This is a genomic window from Pseudoalteromonas sp. SMS1, from assembly GCF_021530565.1.
GTDB lineage: Bacteria > Pseudomonadota > Gammaproteobacteria > Enterobacterales > Alteromonadaceae > Pseudoalteromonas.
Window position 1 is genome coordinate 128,539 of sequence record NZ_JAKGBI010000004.1, and the last position, 21,985, is coordinate 150,523.

Sequence of the window (21,985 nt, forward strand, 5' to 3'; positions counted from 1 at the left end):
AATCATTTTCGTAAATCAGTGTTATTTCAATCAGTTAAAAACAGATAATTACTTTAGTTAAAAAATATTTTAAATTATGTGAAATAAAAGATACAACAACGTGGTCTTGCTTATTGTCATTTAATTAAGGAGAAATAAATCATGACAACACTAAGCAAACCAGCCACTTATTATCCTAACTATGAAGTTAACGCTGATGACATTATGACTGTTATCGAGGTATGTCATCCAGACAGCCCCTACAAAAAACGGGCTTTTGAAATGATCCAAAACTCACAAGTAAATAAGCGACATTTGATCATGCCACTTACCGATGTCGTCAAACAAGGGGACTTTGGCGAACGCGCTAAGATTTATCAGGATGCCGCAATCGAAATGGCAGAAACAGTCGCGCGTGAAGCCATTCACAATGCAGGTTTAGGTGTTGATGATATTGACATGATCATTGCTACTTCTTGTACTGGGTTTATGATGCCCTCACTTACGGCGCATTTAATAAATCGCCTCTCTTTTAGACCTGACACAAAACAGATTCCGATTGCACAACTTGGGTGCGTGGCTGGAGCATCTGCCATTGGTCGTGCTTTTGAATTTTGCGAACATCGCCCAGATAGAAATGTTTTAATCGTGTGCGTTGAAACCTCCTCGTTATGTTTCCATAAAGAGGCTAGTAGACTCCAAGACTTTATCAGTAACTCCTTATTTGCTGATGGTGCAGCGGCGGTGGTGATGCGAGGAGACAATCAAACTTGGGGGTTGAGACTCACTCACAATCAAAGCGTGACCATCGAAGACACCATGCCATATATTGAATATCAACTGACTGATAAAGGCTTTAAGTTTTCATTAGACAAAGATGTGATGCACTCTATCCCCCATGTCGCGCCTTACCTACAATCGTTTTGTCAGGATAAACTTCAATTAAATGCCAACAATGTTGATAGCACCATTTTTCATACTGGCGGTAGACGTATTTTGGACGAGCTGGAAAGGTGTCTTGAATTAGCGCCTGAAAAGGTGAAACACTCGCGCGCATGTCTTGCAGAAACGGGGAACACGTCGAGCGTTGCTGTGATTGACGTATTGCGCCGCACATTTACGAACGCACAACCAGGAGAGACCAGCTTACTCGCCGCTTTTGGCCCAGGTTTTACATCTGAGATGAGTGTTGGGGTCTGGCAGTAACGGACAGCGTGTTAGCCAATCTCAACAAAGGATAAAAGCCATTTCACTCTAATTGCCGAGCAAAATGGCTCACCTACTTTAAGCTTCTTCTTCGAGCCTAAGTAGTAATGCTTTGATATCTTCTTTGGCCCCTTTAATGTGCTTCTGGAGATAGTCACATGCGCCATCTGTATCTTTCTCACGGCATAACTGAAGCAAGGTCCTGTGTTCTTCTGGGGCTGTCACAATGCCCCCTGCAAGCAATATGTGCATTCTCACATAGCGTTCAGAATTCTTGCTGTATACAGCGACCAATTCTTTGGTTTGCGGTCTTTGCGCACGGCTATATAACTTATCGTGAAATTCTGCATTTAGTTTACCAGTGGCAAGTTGAGCATCACCCGCATTCATGGCTTCTTCAAGATCAGCCAATATCGCTTCTGCTTCTAGAAGGTCTCTATTGGTTAACTTTTCAATAGAATGGCGCAGCAACTCAGCTTCAAGTAATGCACGCAGATCGAAGATCTCATCAATTTGCTCAGCACTCAAGCGGGTCACCGTGGCGCCTTTATGTGCCTCAAAATTAACTAGGCCTTCTGCCTCGAGTTGGAGCAGAGCTTCTCGAACTGGGATTCGGCTGACATTGAGTTCATCTGCAAGGGCTGCTTGGCGCAGAGGTTCTCCGGCTTTGATTTCTCCACTTAGGATTTTGTCTCGAATCGCTTCGGCAACAAGTTGAGTTCTAGTTTTATGTACGATCGCCATATGGTTAATCAAAAGTTTACAGTGGCTTACATTATACGTAGCAAAATAAAAATTGCACGTCAGGCGGGTGAACTTTCAGCCCCCATTAATATAAAAAAGCCTCTTCACAGCAAGTGAATAGGCTTTACTCCACTGACAAATAAAAACACGCAACAGTCAACATCACGGTCTGTTTAGGCCTGATTTGAACTGTTCTCCTGAGTTTTTTTACTTAACTTTGTATGCACAAAGGTCTTAAAAAACGGGTCATGGCTTGCAATCCAACCGATGTAGACCTGACATCAGTTGAAGATGGGAATGGACCGCCATGATTCATGGACGCACATACTTCAACCCCCGTCGGCATTTGTCCCAATGCGATACGGCCGACTTTATAGTGTAAGTCGGAAATAATACCTGCCTGTGCGGTGAGCTCTTGAGCGGTACCATGAACACTTGCAGACAACTGACCTGCAAGTGCATCCACCACTTTCGCAAGTGACGCATCGCTGTCATATCGGACTATTAAAGCACACGGTCCAAACACTTCTTCTTGAAGATGATCATTCGCTAAGAAAGTATCTACATCGCATGCATACAAATGCGCATCGGCATGATAAGGCTTGTCTAACTGACCTTTTGCAAGGCGTGTGACACCTTCACTCCCCTCAAACCCTGCAATCGCAGAAATAAACGATTTTAAGATACCTGGAGTCAACAATGTGTCAGAGCCCGCGGCCTTGACGGCATCAATTGCAGCCTGTTCAAATTCAGTTTGTTCTGAAGGAACAAACCACACTCCTGGGCTAGTACAAAACTGGCCGTTCCCCATTAACATCGACGCCACCAATTGTTGTGCTAGCGTTTTGCCATCTTGTGTCGCTTTGTTTTTGAAAATGAGTTGAGGATTAATACTGCCAAGCTCCCCATAAAATGGAATCGGCTCTTCGCGTGTATTGATGGTCTCTATCAATGCATTTGCGACATTGAACGAGCCCGTAAAGCCCACCGCTTTTACCACCGGGTGCGCGACTAACTGATGAGAGATGCTATATGCCTTGGCTTGCAGCATAGAGAAGACACCCATTGGCATATCGCACTTTTTAATTGCACTGTCAATTGCCTGTGTCATCAACTCACTGGTTGCTGGATGCGCATTGTGCGTTTTTACAATCACAGGGCAGCCTGCAGCAAGTGCCGCTGCCGTATCACCGCCCAGCGTAGAAAATGCATACGGGAAGTTTGAAGCCCCAAAAACAGCCACTACACCGACAGGTAAATACGTTAATTCTGTGCGAGGTTTTGGCATTGGAGTACGATTTGCGTCCGCATCATCAACGTAGCTTAGGTTTAACGGTGCTAAGTTCTGCTCAAGTGCGGTAGCAAACGCGCGTAGCTGCGCCACAGTGCGCATTCGCTCGCCTTCAAGTCGCTGACGTGGCAAGTTGGTTTCTTGCATCGTCGTTTCGATAAGGGTATCACCGAGGTTCATTATCTCCTCTGCGATGGTGTTTAAAAATTCAGCACGTTGCTGATAACTCGAATTTCGATAAGGTTTGAATGCCGTTTGCGCTGCCGCAGCCGCTTGTTCTAGTTGTGCGTCCGTCGCATCATAAAATGTCGTCGGTAACTGCTCATTAGTGCCAGGGCAAAAGCTTTGGAATGTTTTGCCTTCTTGATTGCCAAGCCATTGCCCTGCAATATAACTTAATCCTGTGATTGCCATCTTTGTCTCCTGTAAATGATACTACAGTTCTCAGTGATCCACTTAGATCACTTGGAAGCCGTATGCATAAGGGTCATCGTCATCAACTGTGATGCAGTTTGCCCCAGTGCGTCTCGCCCAACCTTGAATACTCGGTAAAATTGCGACTTTTCCAGCGACTTCTGTCACGCCTTCAACACGGCCTATAAATTGGCTACCGATGTAGCTCTCATGCACAAAGTCTTCCCCTTGCTGCAACCTACCTTGTGCATATAACTGCGCCATTCGCGCGCTGGTGCCTGTTCCACACGGGGAACGATCAATTGCCTTGTCACCATAAAAAACCGCGTTTGCTGCACTTGAATCTGCATTTTTAGGGGAGCCTGTCCATAGTACATGTGATGCCCCACGCACAGTCGGGTCTTCAGGGTGTACACACTCAAGTTGTGCGTTCACTGCATCACGCAATTTACGACTCATTGCAACCAACTGGTCAGCAGTCGAGTTGTGTGTGCCACTAAACAGTGCTTGTGGTTCGACAATAATGTAGAAATTGCCACCATATGCGATATCAATCGTAAACTCGCCTAGATCAGGCACATTAATATGTTGCTTTTCGTAAGCCAAAAATGCAGGCACATTGAACAGCTTTACCCAATTCACTTTGCCATCTTGCATCTCATAATGTGCATTTACTCGTCCTGCGGGTGTGTCGAGTTTGGCAAGTCCGGGTTGTTTTGGATGCAACAAGCCTCGCTCTAGAGCGAAAGTCACGGTGCCGATCGTGCCGTGCCCACACATAGGTAAACACCCCGAAGTCTCGATAAACAAGATGCTGATATCGCCATCTTCAGTGCAAGGTGGGTACAAAAACGAGCCTGACATCATGTCGTGTCCGCGTGGTTCAAACATCAACGCTTGTCGGATCCAGTCAAACTCTTTTAAAAAATGCTGCCGCTTTTCACTCATCGTGGTCCCCTCAAGGTGAGGGTGACCACTGGTGACTAAGCGCACAGGGTTGCCACAAGTGTGGCCATCTATACAAAAGAATGTGCCCCTGTTCATGCGTCTATCCTTAGTCGAGGTTATATTTACTTAAATCGATACGATTGTTGAGCGCCTCATCATATAGACGGCTTACATAACGCTTCTCGGCTTCTGTGAGTGATAAACGTGGCGAGCGGGTTTTCTCACTGCCTCGACCAGCCAATTGTTCTGCATACTTGATGCACTGAACCAATGTTGGAATCGTATCTAGACGCAGTAATGGCAAGAACCAACGCCATAGTTCGCGCGCTTCCTCGTAACGACCTTGCTGTGCAAGTTTATAAATTGCTACTGATTCGCGTGGAAATACATTTGTTAGACCTGAAATCCAACCCGTTGCGCCTAGCATTAAACTCTCAAGTGCAATGTCATCGACACCACCAAAGACCACAAAACGATCTCCAAACGCAGAGAATAATTCACTGATACGACGCGTGTCTTCAGTAGCTTCTTTCACAGAAACAATGTTCTCTTCTTGTGCAAGTACACCCATCCCCTCTATTGATACATCAACACCATACGTGATGGGGTTGTTGTAAATCATAATAGGCAACGAAGTCGCACGAGCAACTTGTTGATAATGATGGATTGCTTCTCGTTCTGTTGAACGGTACACCATTCCAGGTAGTACCATAAAACCATCAATGCCAATTGCTTCGGCATCCTTTACAAACTCTACCGCCAAAGTTGTCGTTGTTTCAGCAACCCCTGACAAAACAGGTACTCTGCCCGCAACCACTTCTTTGGCTGCTGCTAATACTTGCCTTTTTTCTTCGGCACGCAGTGAACAGTTTTCACCAACGGTACCCAGCACAATGATCCCGTGAACGCCCTCTTCAACCAGCGAGTTGATCATCGCTTTCGTGGTCTCAAAGTTGATGCTTTCGTCGTCGTTGAACTGTGTTGTGACTGCTGGGTAAACCCCCTGCCAATTTACCTTCATGATTATTCCTCTGTGATAATTCTTGCTTTTCATCATAGGTATATTGTATACAATAATCAATATGCTTTTTTTGATGTTTTGATAAAACACGCATTAAAACCATCAAAACAAGGTCTATCCATATGTTTTTATTAAAATTATTAAATTTTATTTTTTTAACAAACCTTGTCATTGGGGTTAATGCAATCTAAAAAATGAGAGATACAATGGGAAAAAACAAAAAAATTGCAGTAATCGGTGCCGGGATTGTAGGCCTTTGTAATGCCCTTCAATTGCAACAACAAGGGCATCAAGTTACCTTATTTGATAAGCATGGCATCGCAGAGCAATGCTCAAAAGGTAATGCAGGGCATTTCGCCACTGAGCAGGTCTTTCCTCTGGCCGATAAATCTCTACTACCCAAGCTGCCAAAAATGCTGCTTGACAGGTTAAGTCCATTGCGTATTGATTGGCGTTATTTCACTAAAGCGATGCCGTGGTTTATCCGATTTTGCTACAACATGTTGAACAGTAAATACCTGCGCCATACGCAAGCCCTTAAAACCTTAAATAAGGATGCAATAAACGCGTATGCGAGGCTACTCGGTCATGATTTTGCGGAGCACGTCATACTGCGCGGCAGTCTGCTTACTTTTGAACACGGCAATGTGGATGAAATCATCGCGCTACAGAACAAATTTTTACACGAAGGTATTCAAGTCCAGCTGCTAAACCAAGAAGAGGTTCAGGCTATTGAACCACAGTTAAGTATTCGGATTAAGTACGCATTGCTATTTACCGAAGTTGGGCATACCGCAGATCCGTTGCAACTGAGTCTCTGCGTATATAAAAAATTTGTCGCCTCAGGTGGCCAATTTGTACAACAGCAAGTGACTGATATAACAAGCTCAAATCATATGTGGACCCTATCTACGCCACAAACTGAGCACGGCCAATTTGAAAAGGTCATTATCTCTACAGGCGCTTGGAGCAAGCACTTGTGCAAGCAACTTGGTTACAAAGTGCCCATTGAAGCAGAGCGTGGATATCATAACATGTTGAGCGCTCATGCTTTATCAAGACCTGTTGCCTCTGCGGACAGACAATTTATTATGACTCCCATGAATCATGGGCTCAGGCTTGCTGGCACAGTTGAATTTGCAGGGCTCGATACGCCCCCAATGTATGAAAGAGCGGCATGTTTGTTAAGTCACGCTAAAAGTATGCTCAAAGATTTTGATGGTGTTGAACAAGGGGAGCATTGGATGGGACCAAGACCTTCACTGCCCGATTCATTGCCCATTATTTGTAATGCACCAGAGCACCCCAACATCATTTTCTCATTTGGCCACCAGCATCTCGGTTTGACACAGGCCGCGATCAGCAGTGAACTCGTCGCAAATTTGGTTGCAAAGCAGCCAAGTGCATTTGATATTAGCCCCTACAGTATTACGCGTTTTCAGTAACACTGAGCACAACATTTAGGATTATTTATGAAAGGTATAGGTTTTCAATCTAAGCAGGCAGCGTTAGACAACCTCAAGAATATGACCACAGACGTTACCCCCATCGCGGAAGATGAATTTAAAGCGAGAATGGAAAAAGCCCAGTCATATATGAGCGCACATGGTATCGATGCTTTGTATCTTAATGCCGGCACCAACTTAAAGTATTTTACGGGACTTTCTTGGTCGGCAAGTGAACGCTTAGTTGGCGCTATTTTGCCTGCACAAGGCCACATTCGATTTATCGCGCCATTTTTCGAGCTTGGTACTATCAATGAATATCAACTTATTCAAGGTGAAATCCACGCTTGGCAAGAAGAAGAGTCTCCTTATTCTCTGCTAGGGAACGTCCTAACAGAATTAGGGATAGCGCCCTCAGCTACGCTCGCAATAGATGAAAGTACAGCGTTTTTTGCAGTCGATGGCATTGCCAAAGCCAATCCGCAGTTGCACATCATCAATGGTCATGCCGTGACAGCACATTGTCGAATGCATAAGTCGGCTAAAGAAATTGCGTTAATTCAGCGCGCAATGGACATGACGCTCGAAGTACACAAAGCGGCAGCTTCAATTTTACATGAGGGCATATCTACTACCGAAGTTGAGGCATTTATCGAACAGGCCCATCAAAAGGTTGGAGCACCTGGAAATTATTTTTGTATCGTATTATTTGGCAAAGCTTCGTCTTTTCCACACGGTGTGAAAGACCCTCAAACATTAAAAAAAGGCGATGTCGTCCTGATTGATACTGGTTGTAAGTTACATGGTTATTTAAGTGATATCACGCGCACTTATGTCTATGGAGAGGCAACAGAGCGTCAAATAGAAATGTGGCAGCACGAAAAACAAGCCCAAGCACAGGCCTTTCAAGCCGCGCAAATTGGCGCAACTTGTGGTGATGTGGATCATGCAGCAAGAAGCTATTTGGCGGCACAAAACCTTGGTCCAGATTACCAATTACCTGGCTGTCCGCACCGCACAGGTCATGGTATTGGTTTGGACATTCATGAACAGCCCTATTTAGTAAAAGACAACCCGCAACCATTGGCTCCGGGTATGTGTTTTTCAAATGAGCCTATGCTCGTGATCCCAGGTGAGTTCGGTATTCGACTTGAAGACCATTTTTATATGACTGAGCACGGTCCGGTGTGGTTTACCGAGCCAAGTCATCGTATCGATGATCCTTTTGGGATCGACAAATAATCTGTCATGGCCAACTGGCAGCAAACCCTGTTGGCCTTTTTTATTATGGATTTTTTATATCGTACAGTTTTACCTTGCCTGAGCCGTCATTGAGTAACTCAAACGCCTCCGCGTTTCTCACTGTAATATTGCCGCTGCCATCATCGACTGACACAGTGCCAGTGACATTTTCAATAATGACATTGCCGGAACCATCTTCGACCATTACATCGCCTTCAATGTCTTCTGCTCGCAATTTTCCCGAACCATCATCAATTGTCAGCGCCCCATGAACACCTAACAGCTCAATTGTCCCTGAGCCGTCTTCGATTTTTAACGCGGTTAAATTGTCACGAATTTCAATCGAACCAGAACCATCATCAATAAACTGAATACTCACATCGCGCGCTTTGATAGACCCTGAACCATCTTTGATCTCGGTCATAAGTGAACTGGGCAGTGATACCGTTAAATGGATCAAGGTATTGTTGTTTTTCATATGGCACACATTCGCTTGTAACTTTGCGGTGTTACCCTGCTCTACCAAGCTCAAGCAATAATCAGAGCTTATTTCTGATTGATAAACATCTGCCTTGACAGTGATTTCATCAGACTCAGTGCCAACCAATGACAAGCCACCAGCACCTGCTTCTATTTTAAATCGCGTCATGTCTTTACTTGATAGCGACAAGGTTTCACTTTTTACAAATTCATAGTCGCTTGAATAAAACGCGTGTGCCGAGACACTTGTCGCGCTCAATACCATTGCTGCAATTAAATACGCTTTCATCTTTTCATCCTTTATCACGCTTGTTTTTGACTGAGACGCAATCATTCAATCAAAGGTTTAAATCCATTTAAAAAATTTTGGATTGTTCGCGTGTCTTAATCGCGCCCCATAGCCAGTGCGAAGAAAATTGCTTGGAATTACCCAACAATTATTGTATACAATATACATAAAATAAAAGTGAGATATTGTCATGCATAAAATCTGCTTAAGCTTATGCTTTTCAGCGCTCTTATCAGGCTGCGCAACAACAACGGCAACCCAACCCAGTTCAAATGCGATTAAACCCTATTCTGACATGACCGTAGATATCGACGTATCTGGTCGTGTGAGTACACTCAACCACATCGACATTCAATATGTTGGCAAACAAATTCCACGCACTTATAGCGATGGAAAAATCACCAACAGTCGTGGCTATCATTGGTGGGTGAGTAAGCACTTTGCACTAAAAAGTGATTTACCTGAAGAGAAAGTCCATTTGTACCTTGAACTGCTGGAGATGTCCTACCCGCACTATGTTGAATTATTTGGTATGGAACCCAGTAACATAGAAAACCAGCGTATTGCCGTCGTGTACGGTAGCTCAAGAGCACGTGTGCGAGAAGCAATGCTAGACGACGGCTTTTTACGAGGTGTGCATACGCATGCTGGCGGTGAAACCATGTTTTATAACCGTGCAGGTTATAGCTTTCCAAGTCACCGTCAACATCATCAAAGATACATTGTCATCCACGAGACCATGCATGCATTTCACATGGCATTAAATGGACACTCAACCTGGGCTCCAAACTGGATAACGGAGGGCATGGCCGATGCAATAGCTAGCCACACTTACAACCCAGATCTTAACCAGTTAAATGTCATGGTATTTGATAGAGCGCCCATGAACTATCTGGCGAAGGGACTTGCTCAATATCAGCAAGCGAACCAACCTTCCTTTGAGCAAATCAACGACGATCCGAATTTAAAGCGTGGTCTGAATTTTTTGATTGTGCACTTTCTATTGAGTGATCCGGTTCGATACCATTACTTCAAACGATACCTGCGCTCATTAATGACTGCAAACCCTGATTCTGAGCGAACATTGCCGATCGCAAATCAACTCTTAAAAACCACTTTTCCAAACTGGCAACAGCTTGAAAAACAATTTGCTCAGTTTGTGCAAACCGCACAATCGAGCTTTTATATCGTCAATGGCCCTTGGGAGCAAAATGGTGCAGGCTACTTTTTGCGTAGCGATAAAAGTGACGACATTCACCGCTTAGACATATTCGCAGACAACCAGAGCCAGCAAGTGACCCTTGATTTCCCGGCACCACTCTCACACCCTCTGGTGAGCTCGGTCAAGCCTAATACGCTAGGCGCGTTAATTGACTTTGAACCAGCGCAATTGTCTCGCGGTAAACTGGGGGTAGGATTATTGACGGCACTCTCTGAACAAGGTCAGCAAAAACGTCTGGGCTTCGTGAAGGAAGCTGATTTTAGCCAAGATAAGATGTTGGCCATATTCATTGAAAATGGGAATCAGCTGACGCTAGAGCATGTCGGCTATGATGTTCCAAAACAGTATATTTCTTTACCCAGCCAGTTATCAAAGGCAATCAATTCGCATCATCAGTTAGCGATTAACCTCTCGCTTGAAGAGAATACACTTTCGGCCATATTAAAGACCAAAGGACACAGCCATACTGTTAAGTTCTCGCTTAATAGTCAGATCAGTGCAAAACTGAATTTACAAAAGGTGGCGATCCTTGGTAACGGGATGAATCATACACTGACGCCATTTATATACGGCCATACTAAAACCGTAGACAAGCTGTCTGCTTCTACGGCCAACCCTTGGCAATATCAAAACGCGGATCTGGCCTTACGTGCTTTTAACACCTGTGAATCTTATTTGTCGGAGTTGACAGCGTGTAGAGACGTACTCACGCAAGCTTTCGAGAAACTGAAAACCCCCGCGCAACATCAAATGCTTTCAAAGCAACTGAACGGCCTACTAACTGACTGGCAAAATGCGCTAAAAGCACCTGATGCAACCACACTCAGCGGTATTACTTTATATCCAAGGTTTAACAATAAATCGCCGTTTATTCGAGTATCAAACCCAAGCAACCATGCCGCTCAATTGACACTCTCCAATAATGAGCATGCCAACAGTCATCACTTGCCAGTTGGAAAATCGCGCATAGACCTGCCTCACGGTGCCACCAACTATACATACCAATTAGACTGGCAAGATCTCAAACAACAAGGTGTTTTAGAGATTGAAACACAGCGTTTTGATGGGGTTTATTTAAATGCAGCACTGCATCTGCAGCAGTTAGAAATTGTGTTGACAGGTCCCTACTCGGGTGTCACAACAGGCCAGTTAGATGTGACATTCCTTCCATATAAACAACCGGTTAGCACCCCTTTGCTATGGCAAAATGCAATCGAAATTTCGCCTTACGAGCAGCGAATTTGGCAGCCCGCCATACCCGCGTTATCGCAATTGAAAGATGGCTTACTGGAAGTCACGGCGACGCTTGATGTCGATGGAGAAGCCATTAAACTGAAACAACAAATAAAACTGTAACCCTAATGCCCATAGCCTTTTAAACAAGTCTATGGGCTACTTTTAGCCGCATGATTAACGACAACTAAAAGACATATTAATTTGGTAAGGTTCACCCATTGAATCTTCAGCGATGCCACCACCGATCATCATCGCAGTACCGACATCATCCACGGCATTTCGACCAAAGATGGCCATACCCACACCAGCAGCTTCCACAGCATTCGCGAGATTGCGATTACGTAGATACTCGTCTTCAGACATAGATCCCATGTAAGTGACCTGTTCGTTTATTACGTAGGCTTGGTGGCTGCCGCTTTCTTCACAAAAGTGATTTGCTTGGTCAATGGCTTCTTCTGCGGCTTTCTCTCGTGTCTCAGACGTAAGATTCACATAATGTTTGCCATCTTCGGCAGGTCTCACATTGTTGTGATGTGCGCATCCTGTTGCTAGCGCGGCTAAGAGTGACACTGCGATAAGTTGTTTCATGTTTTTCCCCAATTTATGTGTTGGAAAAATAATAGGAGAATTCACTGTACAATTCAGTCAGGGAATGTTTGAAAGTGTTAAGTTTATTAGCGGGTTTCTCACATGTCAGTGGCAAGTGCAGTCGCTGTAAGCGGTGAGATTAAAGCCACTTAGTTAAACTGAACACAGTGACTCTAAATAATTTGACGCTATGACATTGGCAATGGTCCCCCTTTACAGGTGCCAAATCACTTTATCATCAGCGAGAATATACAATTGCTTAGACGTTTTAAAACGTGTGTAAAAAGACTCATCATAGAGCACTGTATTGCTGAAAACTTCATTTTTATAACAGTACGTTATCAACAAATGGGCTTGATGACACACCAATGTGTTACAGAGTCTTTTATCATGCACCACATTCACTTCAAGCACCTCGCACGTTTGGCATCTCTTCTTATTTTTGAACCAAGTCATATACAAGTTTTGCAGTCACCAAATCACTCAGTGCCGTCCCTACTGATTTAAACAAAGTGATCTCGTTCCCTGAATTGCGCTGGCTACGGTTGCTTTTTGCCAACTCGGTGAGTTCTGCCTTCACGAGATCTGCCCTAAATACTTTTTCCGCTATGGGAATCAATAGCTCACCGGCCTCATTAAGCACATTGGCCCGACTATCAACGTAAACAGAGCTTTTTGTGACCGTACGAGTGTCACACTCTCGATACTGTTTGTGGTGATTGCCAATTAAATCAATATGCACCCCTTGGGACAACCAGTTACCATCAAATAATGGGGTGTGGCTCCCAGTGGCACAACTGATAACGTCAGCACGACGTATTAACGCTTCACATGCGCTTTGGTGTTCGAAAATGACGTTTGGAAACTGTGCGGTCATTAAAGAGATTAAAGTATGAGCTTTGTCTCTATTTCGAGCGACGAGCGTGACCTTTTCATAGTCTCGAACCTTTAAGTGCGCAGCAATCATAAACGGCGCTAAGTTTCCAGAGCCGAAGAAAACCAGATGTTTTGCGTTTGGTTTTGCCAAGTAAGAAGCCGCTAAGGCAGAGACCGCAGCGGTTCGCCATAGGGTCACTTCTGTGCCATCGACCAAAGCCAGAGGCTCTCCACTGGCGCGTGAAAACAGCATAATTTTAGAATACAAACTCGCTTTTTCTTGCCGATAGTTTTCGGGAAAATAAGTAAATGCTTTAACGCCTATCACTTCGTCGTTCCATGCGGGCAATACAGCGAATGCATCATAATTGCTGGGGTTGTCATCCAGCTCAAAAACTTGCCGCATTGGCATCCCTGCATTGCCTGCAAATCCTTGCTGTAACGCGGGAATCAGCTTATCAAAACTGAGTGCTTGTTTAACTTGCGCTCGATTAATGTGTTGCATGATATGGTCCTTATAATTCAAAGGTTTGGGGAGCATTTGTAAGGCACTGATAACCCTGCTCTGTGACAACGATATCTTCTTCCAAGCGAACGCCACCATAACTAGGAATATAAATGCCCGGTTCAATGGTGATGACATTCCCTGGTTTTAGCAGGTAGGAGTTATTGGGCTTTAAAAAAGGCTGCTCATGTAGCTCGAGCCCTAGACTATGACCAAGGCCCTCACCGGCATACTTCGCAAACGCACTGCTTGCCAATACCTGATGCGCTATTTTATTTAAGGTTTCACAATCGACCCCTTGTTTTACATTTTCTAGTGCGCTGTGTTGAGCCTGTTGGACGGTGTTGAACATCGCGCTTTGTTTATCCGTTGGCGTGCCATACACATAGGTTCTTGTCATATCCGAGCGATAGCCATTTATTACTGCGCCAAAATCAATTAGGATAAAATCGCCCTTTTGTAGGCGACGCGTGCCAGGGTTTCCATGCGGTAACGCACTGCGCTCTGCGAATAATAAAATAGTGTCAAAAGATACACCTTGCGATCCTTTACTACGCATTTTATAGTCGAGCTCTAGCGCCAGATCTCTTTCTTGTACCCCTTCTTTAACGAACGTTAGCATCTCTTTGAGGGACTCATCTGCAATTTGTGCAGCCTGTTGTATCCATGCAATTTCTTGCGCGTCCTTAACTTCACGAAGTGACTCAACCCAGCCTGACACACCTTGCACATCGGTATACGGTAAATCAGCGTGAATAGCGCGCCACTGCTCAACACTGAAATGAGCCGCTTCAAAAACGACCGTTTTACAATCGGGAAAGCAACGCGCGACGCAACATCCGAGCGTTTCAGAATCTCGGTCTCTCTGTACAACCTTAATACCTTGGGTCTCTTCACACGCACGCTCATAATATCTGTAATCGGTAATTAAATACGACTCGCTCTGGCTCACTAACAAAGTCGCTGCATTACCGCTAAAGCCTGTTAGATATTGAATATTTTGACGACCAGAGAGGATCATCATATCTGCCTGATACCACGAAAGAGACTGCAGCAAATTTGCCATTCTGTGCTGATAATTGATGTTCAATGACTTCACCTTTTACTCTTTAACAATGCACGCTTATAAACTAGACGTCACCAAAAGAAGAAAATATATTGTATACAAATGAATTAAGCAAGCAAAAATCACCACTGAGAATAGTGAGCTTGTCTCTATGAATAGGATTTACTTCAAAAGGTGATTGAACATTTAAGCCAATACATCCGCACTCGCCCAATGCCAATAAAAGTTAATCGAAAAATGCGCGGCTTTTTTTAAACAACAAAAAACAGAACCACAGTAACGCGATTACAAAAAGATAATTAAGCATAGGCCCCTACTACAAGACTAAAAGTGCCGGTATATGACTGCAAAAGTGAAAACGTGTTTCTAATCTCAATACATACTAACAACAATCCACTACATTATTAAGCTGTTCTACTTTAAGCCCCTCATTTTATGAAGAAAATCATTCACCCACCATATTTACTCTCACCGCATTAAAAAATTATATATTAAACAGGGTGATAACCTCGAAAGCACAGCGTATGGACACAGCCCTTTAGTTGCAAATTAGCCATTCGCTGACTAACGTTAAAGGAACAAACTTCGATGTATCAAGGACAGACAATGAGTAACACACTACGTCACGCATTTGACTCAGAAAAGCTAGTATCGTGCTTGAACGATGCTATCATCATTGGTCATGTGACAACCTCTTCAGCCAAGATTTGGGTCAGAAGCAAACATTGCGGTAAGCACTATGTCGTCTTGAGCGATAAACCAATTAACCCACAACAGACTAGCATCACACAAGAAAATACCTATGCGGCGCTGCAGGCCTGTTTTGCAGTCCATTCTGGCGATCAGGTACATCCAATTACCTTGAACGATTCAACCGATCGCACACAATGTGTTGAGTTTTGTGATTTACAAGCAGATCAACAGTATTGGGTCGCACTGGTTGCCGACCACAGTGTTTGCGCAAGGCGCCATTGGCGAAGTGGCTACGAAATACCCGCCACCTTCAGCACACAAAACCCACACGCACATTCGTTGGTATTTGGTTTTTTCAGCTGCCATGATCCTTATAAAAAAGGCCACGGCTCTGACGATATTTTTCTAGATATACACAACAGGCTGTTGGCGCTAGACGGCGATTTTATCATTGCAGGTGGTGACCAAGTATATGTTGATTCTAGTACCAAGGAGTTTGATATTTGGCGTTGGGTCACAGACAACAAAGCGCAATTAAAACCGTATTATGACGCCAATAATAAGTCGGGCTTAGTTAAAGAGCTCAGTTACTTTTATCGCTTTATTTATCGACTTTATTGGGCATCTCCAAACCTGCAAAAACTCTGGCGCTCTCACCCCACTTATATGATTTGGGATGACCATGAGATCATGGATGGTTGGGGGTCGTTTACGGATGCCGAACTGAGCGATAAGCTCGATACACTATTTGAGTGGGAAGACCGTCAGTTCAATCTATTTATTGCCCGTGCCATGTTTGAAGCGGCAACCCAAGTTTATCAAGAGTACCAACATAGCCATAACCCGACGACCCCGTCTTTTCCGAGTACTTCAATCGCGCAAAGTCAGTGGGATTATAGTATTGCGCATCCACTGGCAAGTTTTTATGTACTAGATCAGCGAGGTCATCATCAATTTAAGAACCCTAATGGGTTTGATTTACTGGGCTCAGTGCAATTTGAACGTATCAAAGAGTGGTTTGCTAATATTCCTAGTACAACCAAGGCTATTTTCATTGTCTCTCCAGTCCCTGTTGTCCACTGGAGCAGTACCGTGGTTAACATGGCTGATGTCGGAGCCTATAAAGATGACTTTCGAGATGAATGGGACCATGAAGCTAACCACGCCGAGCGAAATGAACTGCTTGATTTAGCTTTTCACGCCTCACAGCATTGGGGTGTCCCTGTGGTGTTTTTATCTGGTGATGTGCATTGTGCTGCGTCATTTAAACTTAAACGCCATGCCAATAGTGGGACGGTCTATCAATTTACAGCCAGCGGTGTCACCAGAAAACCAGCTCCCTTTGTCAGTAAAGCAATTTCCCGTTCACATGGCACCATAAGTGGATGCAATGTGGTCACTAAATTTGAACGGCTGGCGTTTAAAACCGAAAACAATTTTGGCATTTTAAAACTCAGTGTGAAAAACGAACAAGTTCAACTTTTTGCAGAACACATCTCTACAACCGATGAAGAAGACGAAATTTTAATAAAGCAAGTTCGGCTTTTCTAATCGTCTTCCCCCCTTTTCCCATCGAATACTGGATTAAAATTGGCCGGTATTCGATGGCAAACAGATTACAATGTAAACACTCATTAACCTTAAACCCTCTAACATGTCTAAATTTCAACCATTCAAACCGAATAAACATGCATCGTTAAGTGAATTTCTATATTATCCGCCCGATTAAAAAGAAAACATAGGACAACAAGTATGAGTAACTCACAAGCAGGAGATGCCAGCAACGCAGTGCCTCAAAGCAGCACTCGCTGGACTCAGCATGACACTAATTGGGTACTAAGCCTTTTTGGTACTGCCGTTGGTGCAGGCATTTTATTTTTGCCAATTAATATCGGGATTGGCGGTTTTTGGCCCCTGCTTATCATGGCTGTGCTCGCTTTTCCAATGACTTACCTCGCACACAGAGGGTTAGCAAGATTTGTACTTTCTTCGAAAAATAGTCACTCAGATTTTACTGATGTCGTTGAAGAGCACTTCGGTGCCACCAGTGGCAGACTGATCTCCCTGCTTTATTTCTTTTCGATATTCCCTATCCTATTGATTTATGGTGTAGGTTTAACCAACACCGTAGACAGTTTTATGGTTAATCAATTGGGCATGGAATCGTTACCTCGCGTGCTACTTTCAGGCCTACTAGTTGCTGGTATGATAGCCATCATGTTAGGTGGAGAAAAATTATTGTTGCGCGCGTTTGCCATCTTGGTGTATCCGCTCGTTGGTGTGCTCTTGTTTTTATCACTTTATCTCATGCCAAATTGGCAAATACCCGCGATTTCAACCCCAGACATCGCGTCATTGGGTGAGACTTTATGGCTGTCGGTTCCTATTATCGTATTCTCTTTTAGCCACGCAGCTGCCATTTCTAGTTTCGCAAATACACAGCGTCGTCACTATAAGTCTGACGCGACGCTTAAATCAGAAGCAATTTTACGAAATACTTCACTGATGCTAATTGCTTTTGTATTACTGTTTGTATTCTCGTGCATATTCTCTTTAACACCCGAACAAATGGCGCAGGCAAAGCAAGCAAATGTCTCTGTACTGTCTTACTTGGCAAACATCTACAATAACCCATTCATTGAGACGCTGGGCCCACTTGTCGCATTTATCGCAATTACGTCATCGTTTTTGGGGCATTTTTTAGGTGCAAGAGAGAGCTTTAATGGTCTACTAACTAAACAAACAAACATTAGCTTGAAAACCGCCGACAAACTAGGGGTGATAGTAATGTTTGTCTCTATTTGGGTGTGCGCGGTGATTAACCCAAGCATCTTAGACATGATGGGGGCTATTTCAGGTCCAATTATCGCACTAATCCTATTTGTGATGCCAACCATTGCCATATATAAAGTACCGTCACTTCAACAGTACAAGGGCAAACTGAGCACATACTTTGTACTTACAGTAGGCTTATTAGCGGTCTCCGCGTTACTTTTTAATATGTAACTTGCAGGGTGTGCGAATCCCCTTCGCACACCCTTTTAATCCAACACAACCGCTCGACTGCGCCCACCATCCTTTGCTTGATACAATGCTTTATCAGCCGTATCGATCAAGGCTTCAACACTGTCATATTGACCATATTTTCCTATCGCAACACCCGCGCTGACGGTCACGACATCAAACCGAGATTTGTTGTGTGGAATTTCAAGTCCTTTAACCGCATTGACAATGGCATTTGCGATCTTTTGCGCACCATCTTTATCTGTATTAGGCAATAAAACCGCAAACTCCTCGCCGCCGTATCTGAAAACGCTATCCAGCGGTCGATTCACCATTTTCACCGCAACTTTTGCTACCGCTTTTAGCGCATCGTCTCCTTGTAAATGTCCATAGTAGTCGTTATAAAACTTAAAATAATCAATATCCAACATCACAACGGCTAAGTTTTGTTGCTGACGAAGGTTTTGTTTGAATAGCCGCTGGCTTTCCATATCAAAATAACGTCGATTAAAAACCTCTGTGAGTCCATCAAAGAAAGAGTACTGCTTAAGAATATCCGTTTGTCGCTTGTACTTAAGGTGTGTACGCACCCTATTCACCAAAGTCCTTGCAACGATCGGTTTTCCTAAAAAGTCGACTGCCCCTGCATCCCAACATAGCTCTTGCTGATTTTCATTCGTATTTGATGTGACAAAAATAACTGGGATATCATTTAACTCATCCATGGCTTGGATCTTTTTGCACGCCTCTAGCCCTGTCATTCCTTCCAAGATCCAATCCATTAGAATAAGGTCTGGAGGATTACCCAAACAGTGCTCTATCGCATCCTCTGCAGAAAATACACAGTCAACTTGGCACAAGCCATCCAAACAAGCACTCAACACTTTTTGCGTTAATGAGGAATCCTCTACAATTAACACCGAACTATCGCTGAGGTCATCAATATCCTTAAACATACGGCCCCCAAAAAATAATTAACTATAACTTCCAAATTTATAACCAATACTCGCGCAGCTAACAAGTTAAAATAACTCATCTTCAACACAAGTAAATCACCGTTAGCGCTCTATACAAAGTATATTCTTTACACTGAATTTCGCGATTAATTTAATTGATTATCTGGCCAAAATTTTGTGCCTTTCACCGTTGCTTGCAATGCTAATCCGCTTTTTGTCATGGTATATACAGACATATCACCATAATACAATTCACCTTGAACAGATGCCCCCTTTTCAGAAGCTTTTGCAGCAGCATCGGCATTCCCACCAAAGGTCCATCCGTTTTCCACAAATGTGTTGAGTGCTTTTTGAGTATGGAATACCAAAACCAGTCGATAATCTTTTACGCCTAGGCCCAGTCCAACCCCCCCTTCAGCCATATTCATATAGGTAAATTGACCAGATTTGTTGTTATGTACAACGCCATAGCCCGTACCTGCGGAAACCAGTAATAAATTAACATTAGCATTTGAAAAAACGGCATATCCAACTGCGGATCTCAATTGTGCTCGTGTATCTGGCTTTTCAGCGTAAAGCTGGGCCAATGTCGCATTTTTCATTTTTATGATATCAGAACGTTTTTGGGCCACATCACCAGCGCCCATAGATGCACACCCAGCCAACATCGCGATAAACCAAAACACAGATACTTTCATTACTTTATTCATCATTTTTCTCCCAATCGAATTCTGTGACATATATTGTGCTTATTCGCACAATAATTATTGGGACTATGCCAGTGCTAAGTTTAGCGTAAGATGAACAAGTCCTCTTATACACAACTGACCGCATGAAATCGTGACACTGATGTACGGCTAGGCTGGCGAACGCCAGGTAAGTAATACAAAAGGTCTCATATTCAAAAGCGCTATACAGCTGAAAAGGTGAAACACGTTGACAATAAAAAGGCCACCTGGGAAGGGTGGCCTTTAACACATCATGGGTAATCATGAAAGGGATAAATGTGAAAACAACTTCATTGTATCCACTCTGTTGTAAATTAAAATCATATTATAATGGTTATTTACTTCGTTATTTTCGAACTATCATAGTTTACTATCGCGTTTTTTTGTCGAAAAGCCCCATGATACACTCAATATGCTTGTCGATTTAATTGTCCCAAACGCATAAAATGACATAAAAACACAGTGATTTCTTATGCTACATTTATCGTTCGTAACCGCACTATGGGCCTTTTCTTTTAGCCTGATAGGTGTGTATTTGGCAGGCCAAGTTGACTCTTGGTTCTCTGCACTCAGTCGCGTCTTTATCGCCACCCTCATTTTTCTGCCGTTTATTAAGTTTAGACAAGTTCCACTAAAAAATGCCGCGCAGTTAATGATGATTGGAGCTATTCAGATCGGCGCAATGTACGGCTTCTATTATCATTCGTTCTTGTTTCTCAGCGTGCCTGAAGTTTTACTATTTACTGTCATGACGCCAGTTTATATCGCTTTGATCAATGATCTTCTTGATAAACGTTTTCAATTTCATCACATCTTGGTCGCACTCATCGCGACACTCGGTGCAATCACGATGCGTTTTGAGCATATCAATGACCAATTTTGGCTTGGTCTGATGTTAGTCCAAGGTGCAAATGTGTGTTTTGCATTGGGCCAAGTTTTATATAAACGTATACAACAAGATGTCGCTTTGGCACATCACTGTTGCTTTGGTTTTTTCTTTATCGGGGCGCTGCTTGTTACGGCCTTAGGCTTTATGCTGTTCGGTGATGCTAATAAGCTTCCAACGACCCAACTACAATGGGGAATTCTTCTCTACTTGGGTTTAATCGCATCAGGGCTCGGTTATTACCTGTGGAATAAAGGCGCAACATTGGTGTCAGTGGGCACACTTGCTGCCATGAATAATTTGTTAGTACCAGCTGGCATTTTAGTGAACTTAGTAATTTGGAATCGAAATGAGAGCCTGACAAAATTACTTATTGGCAGTGTGATTATTTTATTGGCACTGTATGTTGATCACCGGTTTGAAACCCATAAGCAACCTTCTCTTAAATAAATCAAAACGCCCTCGAAAAATTCGAGGGCGATACCGTTAATTTAGCCTCTTTAAAAAGCTTATCTTACTGTCTGAGCCATCACTCAAACGGTGACAGTCAACAATATGGTAGTTATTTTTTATCAGCATCATCAACATCGATTTGAACTTATTCATCGACTTAACCGAAATACTTCTATACCCGTTTGAAGCGCACCACTTTTCTTGGGCATCCAACAGAGACTGTGCGATACCACTCCCCCGGTATGCAGGAATAACCGCTCCTAGCCAACTATAAAAGTGACAGGTTTCCACTTCATAACCCAGCTTATACGCAACAGGAACATCATCGACTTTGGCCACTAACAATAGAAAAGGCGTCCTCTTTAGCCGATTCATAACCCCTTCCTTAGATTTAGGCGTCGTAAATTCTGGAATTTGATCTTCAACAGCAATCAGCTCTTCTAAAGTACCTGTTTCTATCTGCCAATTCATCTTTCTATTACTCTGTAAAGCGCGTTGTCTAGTCATTAACTAGATTTATTTTTGAACAATACGTTCCTAAAATAGTTTATTTTCGTACTGCTTAGAACATCGATTGCACAAAAAAATATAGCGATATGATTCAATTAATTAAGTATTAGGATACAAGAAAAGTGACTAAATGAATAACTAAAAAAGCGTCTACAAAACCCCAACAATCTGCTTAAATCTCAATCTAAAAATCAATAATTCAGT

18 protein-coding genes are annotated in these 21,985 nt (G+C 43.4%); 7 read left to right on the forward strand and 11 right to left on the reverse strand.

The genetic code is table 11. The features are described from left to right. Nucleotides 1-141 precede the first annotated feature (141 nt). Nucleotides 142-1,185, forward strand: a complete 1,044-nt coding sequence (locus tag L1286_RS06250; RefSeq protein WP_235406050.1) for a type III polyketide synthase — start codon at nucleotides 142-144, stop codon at nucleotides 1,183-1,185. 78 nt (nucleotides 1,186-1,263) lie between these two features. On the opposite strand, the gene L1286_RS06255 is transcribed toward L1286_RS06250, so the two are convergent. From L1286_RS06255 to L1286_RS06270, 4 genes are all read right to left on the reverse strand, one after another. Further along, nucleotides 1,264-1,929: a GntR family transcriptional regulator gene (locus tag L1286_RS06255; protein ID WP_235406051.1), complete on the reverse strand. Its 666-nt coding sequence runs from the start codon at nucleotides 1,927-1,929 to the stop codon at nucleotides 1,264-1,266. A 211-nt stretch (nucleotides 1,930-2,140) separates the two neighbouring features. Then, entirely contained in the window at nucleotides 2,141-3,634 is a 1,494-nt protein-coding gene (locus L1286_RS06260) for an aldehyde dehydrogenase (NADP(+)) (RefSeq protein WP_235406052.1), read from the reverse strand. 42 nt (nucleotides 3,635-3,676) lie between these two features. Beyond that, the gene (locus L1286_RS06265) at nucleotides 3,677-4,678 is read right to left on the reverse strand and encodes a 4-hydroxyproline epimerase (protein ID WP_235406053.1); all 1,002 of its coding nucleotides are present in this window, start codon (nucleotides 4,676-4,678) and stop codon (nucleotides 3,677-3,679) included. A gap of 10 nt (nucleotides 4,679-4,688) precedes the next feature. Next, complete coding sequence (locus L1286_RS06270) at nucleotides 4,689-5,603, reverse strand: dihydrodipicolinate synthase family protein (protein WP_235406054.1); 915 nt, start codon at nucleotides 5,601-5,603, stop codon at nucleotides 4,689-4,691. Nucleotides 5,604-5,809: 206 nt separating this feature from the next. Between L1286_RS06270 and L1286_RS06275 the strand changes: the two genes are divergently transcribed. Next, nucleotides 5,810-7,048 (forward strand): NAD(P)/FAD-dependent oxidoreductase, encoded by a 1,239-nt coding sequence (locus tag L1286_RS06275; RefSeq protein WP_235406055.1) that lies wholly within the window; start codon nucleotides 5,810-5,812, stop codon nucleotides 7,046-7,048. A gap of 27 nt (nucleotides 7,049-7,075) precedes the next feature. After that, nucleotides 7,076-8,290, forward strand: a complete 1,215-nt coding sequence (locus tag L1286_RS06280; RefSeq protein WP_235406056.1) for a M24 family metallopeptidase — start codon at nucleotides 7,076-7,078, stop codon at nucleotides 8,288-8,290. 43 nt (nucleotides 8,291-8,333) lie between these two features. On the opposite strand, the gene L1286_RS06285 is transcribed toward L1286_RS06280, so the two are convergent. Continuing rightward, the gene (locus tag L1286_RS06285; protein WP_235406057.1) at nucleotides 8,334-9,059 is read right to left on the reverse strand and encodes a hypothetical protein; all 726 of its coding nucleotides are present in this window, start codon (nucleotides 9,057-9,059) and stop codon (nucleotides 8,334-8,336) included. Between the two features lie 190 nt (nucleotides 9,060-9,249). Between L1286_RS06285 and L1286_RS06290 the strand changes: the two genes are divergently transcribed. Continuing rightward, complete coding sequence (locus L1286_RS06290; RefSeq protein ID WP_235406058.1) at nucleotides 9,250-11,637, forward strand: hypothetical protein; 2,388 nt, start codon at nucleotides 9,250-9,252, stop codon at nucleotides 11,635-11,637. 54 nt (nucleotides 11,638-11,691) lie between these two features. Here L1286_RS06290 and L1286_RS06295 read toward each other — a convergent pair whose 3' ends face one another. From L1286_RS06295 to L1286_RS06305, 3 genes are all read right to left on the reverse strand, one after another. Further along, nucleotides 11,692-12,105: a hypothetical protein gene (locus tag L1286_RS06295; protein WP_235406059.1), complete on the reverse strand. Its 414-nt coding sequence runs from the start codon at nucleotides 12,103-12,105 to the stop codon at nucleotides 11,692-11,694. 436 nt (nucleotides 12,106-12,541) lie between these two features. Beyond that, nucleotides 12,542-13,486, reverse strand: a complete 945-nt coding sequence (locus L1286_RS06300; protein ID WP_235406060.1) for an ornithine cyclodeaminase family protein — start codon at nucleotides 13,484-13,486, stop codon at nucleotides 12,542-12,544. Nucleotides 13,487-13,496: 10 nt separating this feature from the next. Continuing rightward, the gene (locus L1286_RS06305; RefSeq protein WP_235406061.1) at nucleotides 13,497-14,585 is read right to left on the reverse strand and encodes a M24 family metallopeptidase; all 1,089 of its coding nucleotides are present in this window, start codon (nucleotides 14,583-14,585) and stop codon (nucleotides 13,497-13,499) included. Between the two features lie 573 nt (nucleotides 14,586-15,158). On the opposite strand from L1286_RS06305, the gene L1286_RS06310 reads away from it, so the two are divergent. Together L1286_RS06310 and L1286_RS06315 are read left to right on the forward strand one after the other, a co-directional pair. Beyond that, nucleotides 15,159-16,796, forward strand: coding sequence for an alkaline phosphatase D family protein (locus L1286_RS06310; protein ID WP_235406062.1), 1,638 nt, complete (start codon nucleotides 15,159-15,161; stop codon nucleotides 16,794-16,796). A gap of 201 nt (nucleotides 16,797-16,997) precedes the next feature. Further along, nucleotides 16,998-18,251 (forward strand): aromatic amino acid transport family protein, encoded by a 1,254-nt coding sequence (locus tag L1286_RS06315; RefSeq protein WP_235406063.1) that lies wholly within the window; start codon nucleotides 16,998-17,000, stop codon nucleotides 18,249-18,251. 35 nt (nucleotides 18,252-18,286) lie between these two features. Here the strand turns inward: L1286_RS06315 and L1286_RS06320 are convergent, their stop codons facing one another. After that, complete coding sequence (locus L1286_RS06320; RefSeq protein WP_235406064.1) at nucleotides 18,287-19,204, reverse strand: diguanylate cyclase domain-containing protein; 918 nt, start codon at nucleotides 19,202-19,204, stop codon at nucleotides 18,287-18,289. A 146-nt stretch (nucleotides 19,205-19,350) separates the two neighbouring features. Further along, a complete protein-coding gene (locus tag L1286_RS06325) occupies nucleotides 19,351-19,914 on the reverse strand; it encodes a YSC84-related protein (protein ID WP_235406274.1) in 564 nt (187 codons plus the stop codon). Between the two features lie 490 nt (nucleotides 19,915-20,404). Here L1286_RS06325 and L1286_RS06330 point away from each other — a divergent pair, with 490 nt between their 5' ends. Next, entirely contained in the window at nucleotides 20,405-21,268 is an 864-nt protein-coding gene (locus tag L1286_RS06330) for a DMT family transporter (RefSeq protein ID WP_235406065.1), read from the forward strand. A 36-nt stretch (nucleotides 21,269-21,304) separates the two neighbouring features. Here the strand turns inward: L1286_RS06330 and L1286_RS06335 are convergent, their stop codons facing one another. Then, complete coding sequence (locus L1286_RS06335; RefSeq protein WP_235406066.1) at nucleotides 21,305-21,742, reverse strand: GNAT family N-acetyltransferase; 438 nt, start codon at nucleotides 21,740-21,742, stop codon at nucleotides 21,305-21,307. Nucleotides 21,743-21,985: the final 243 nt, after the last annotated feature.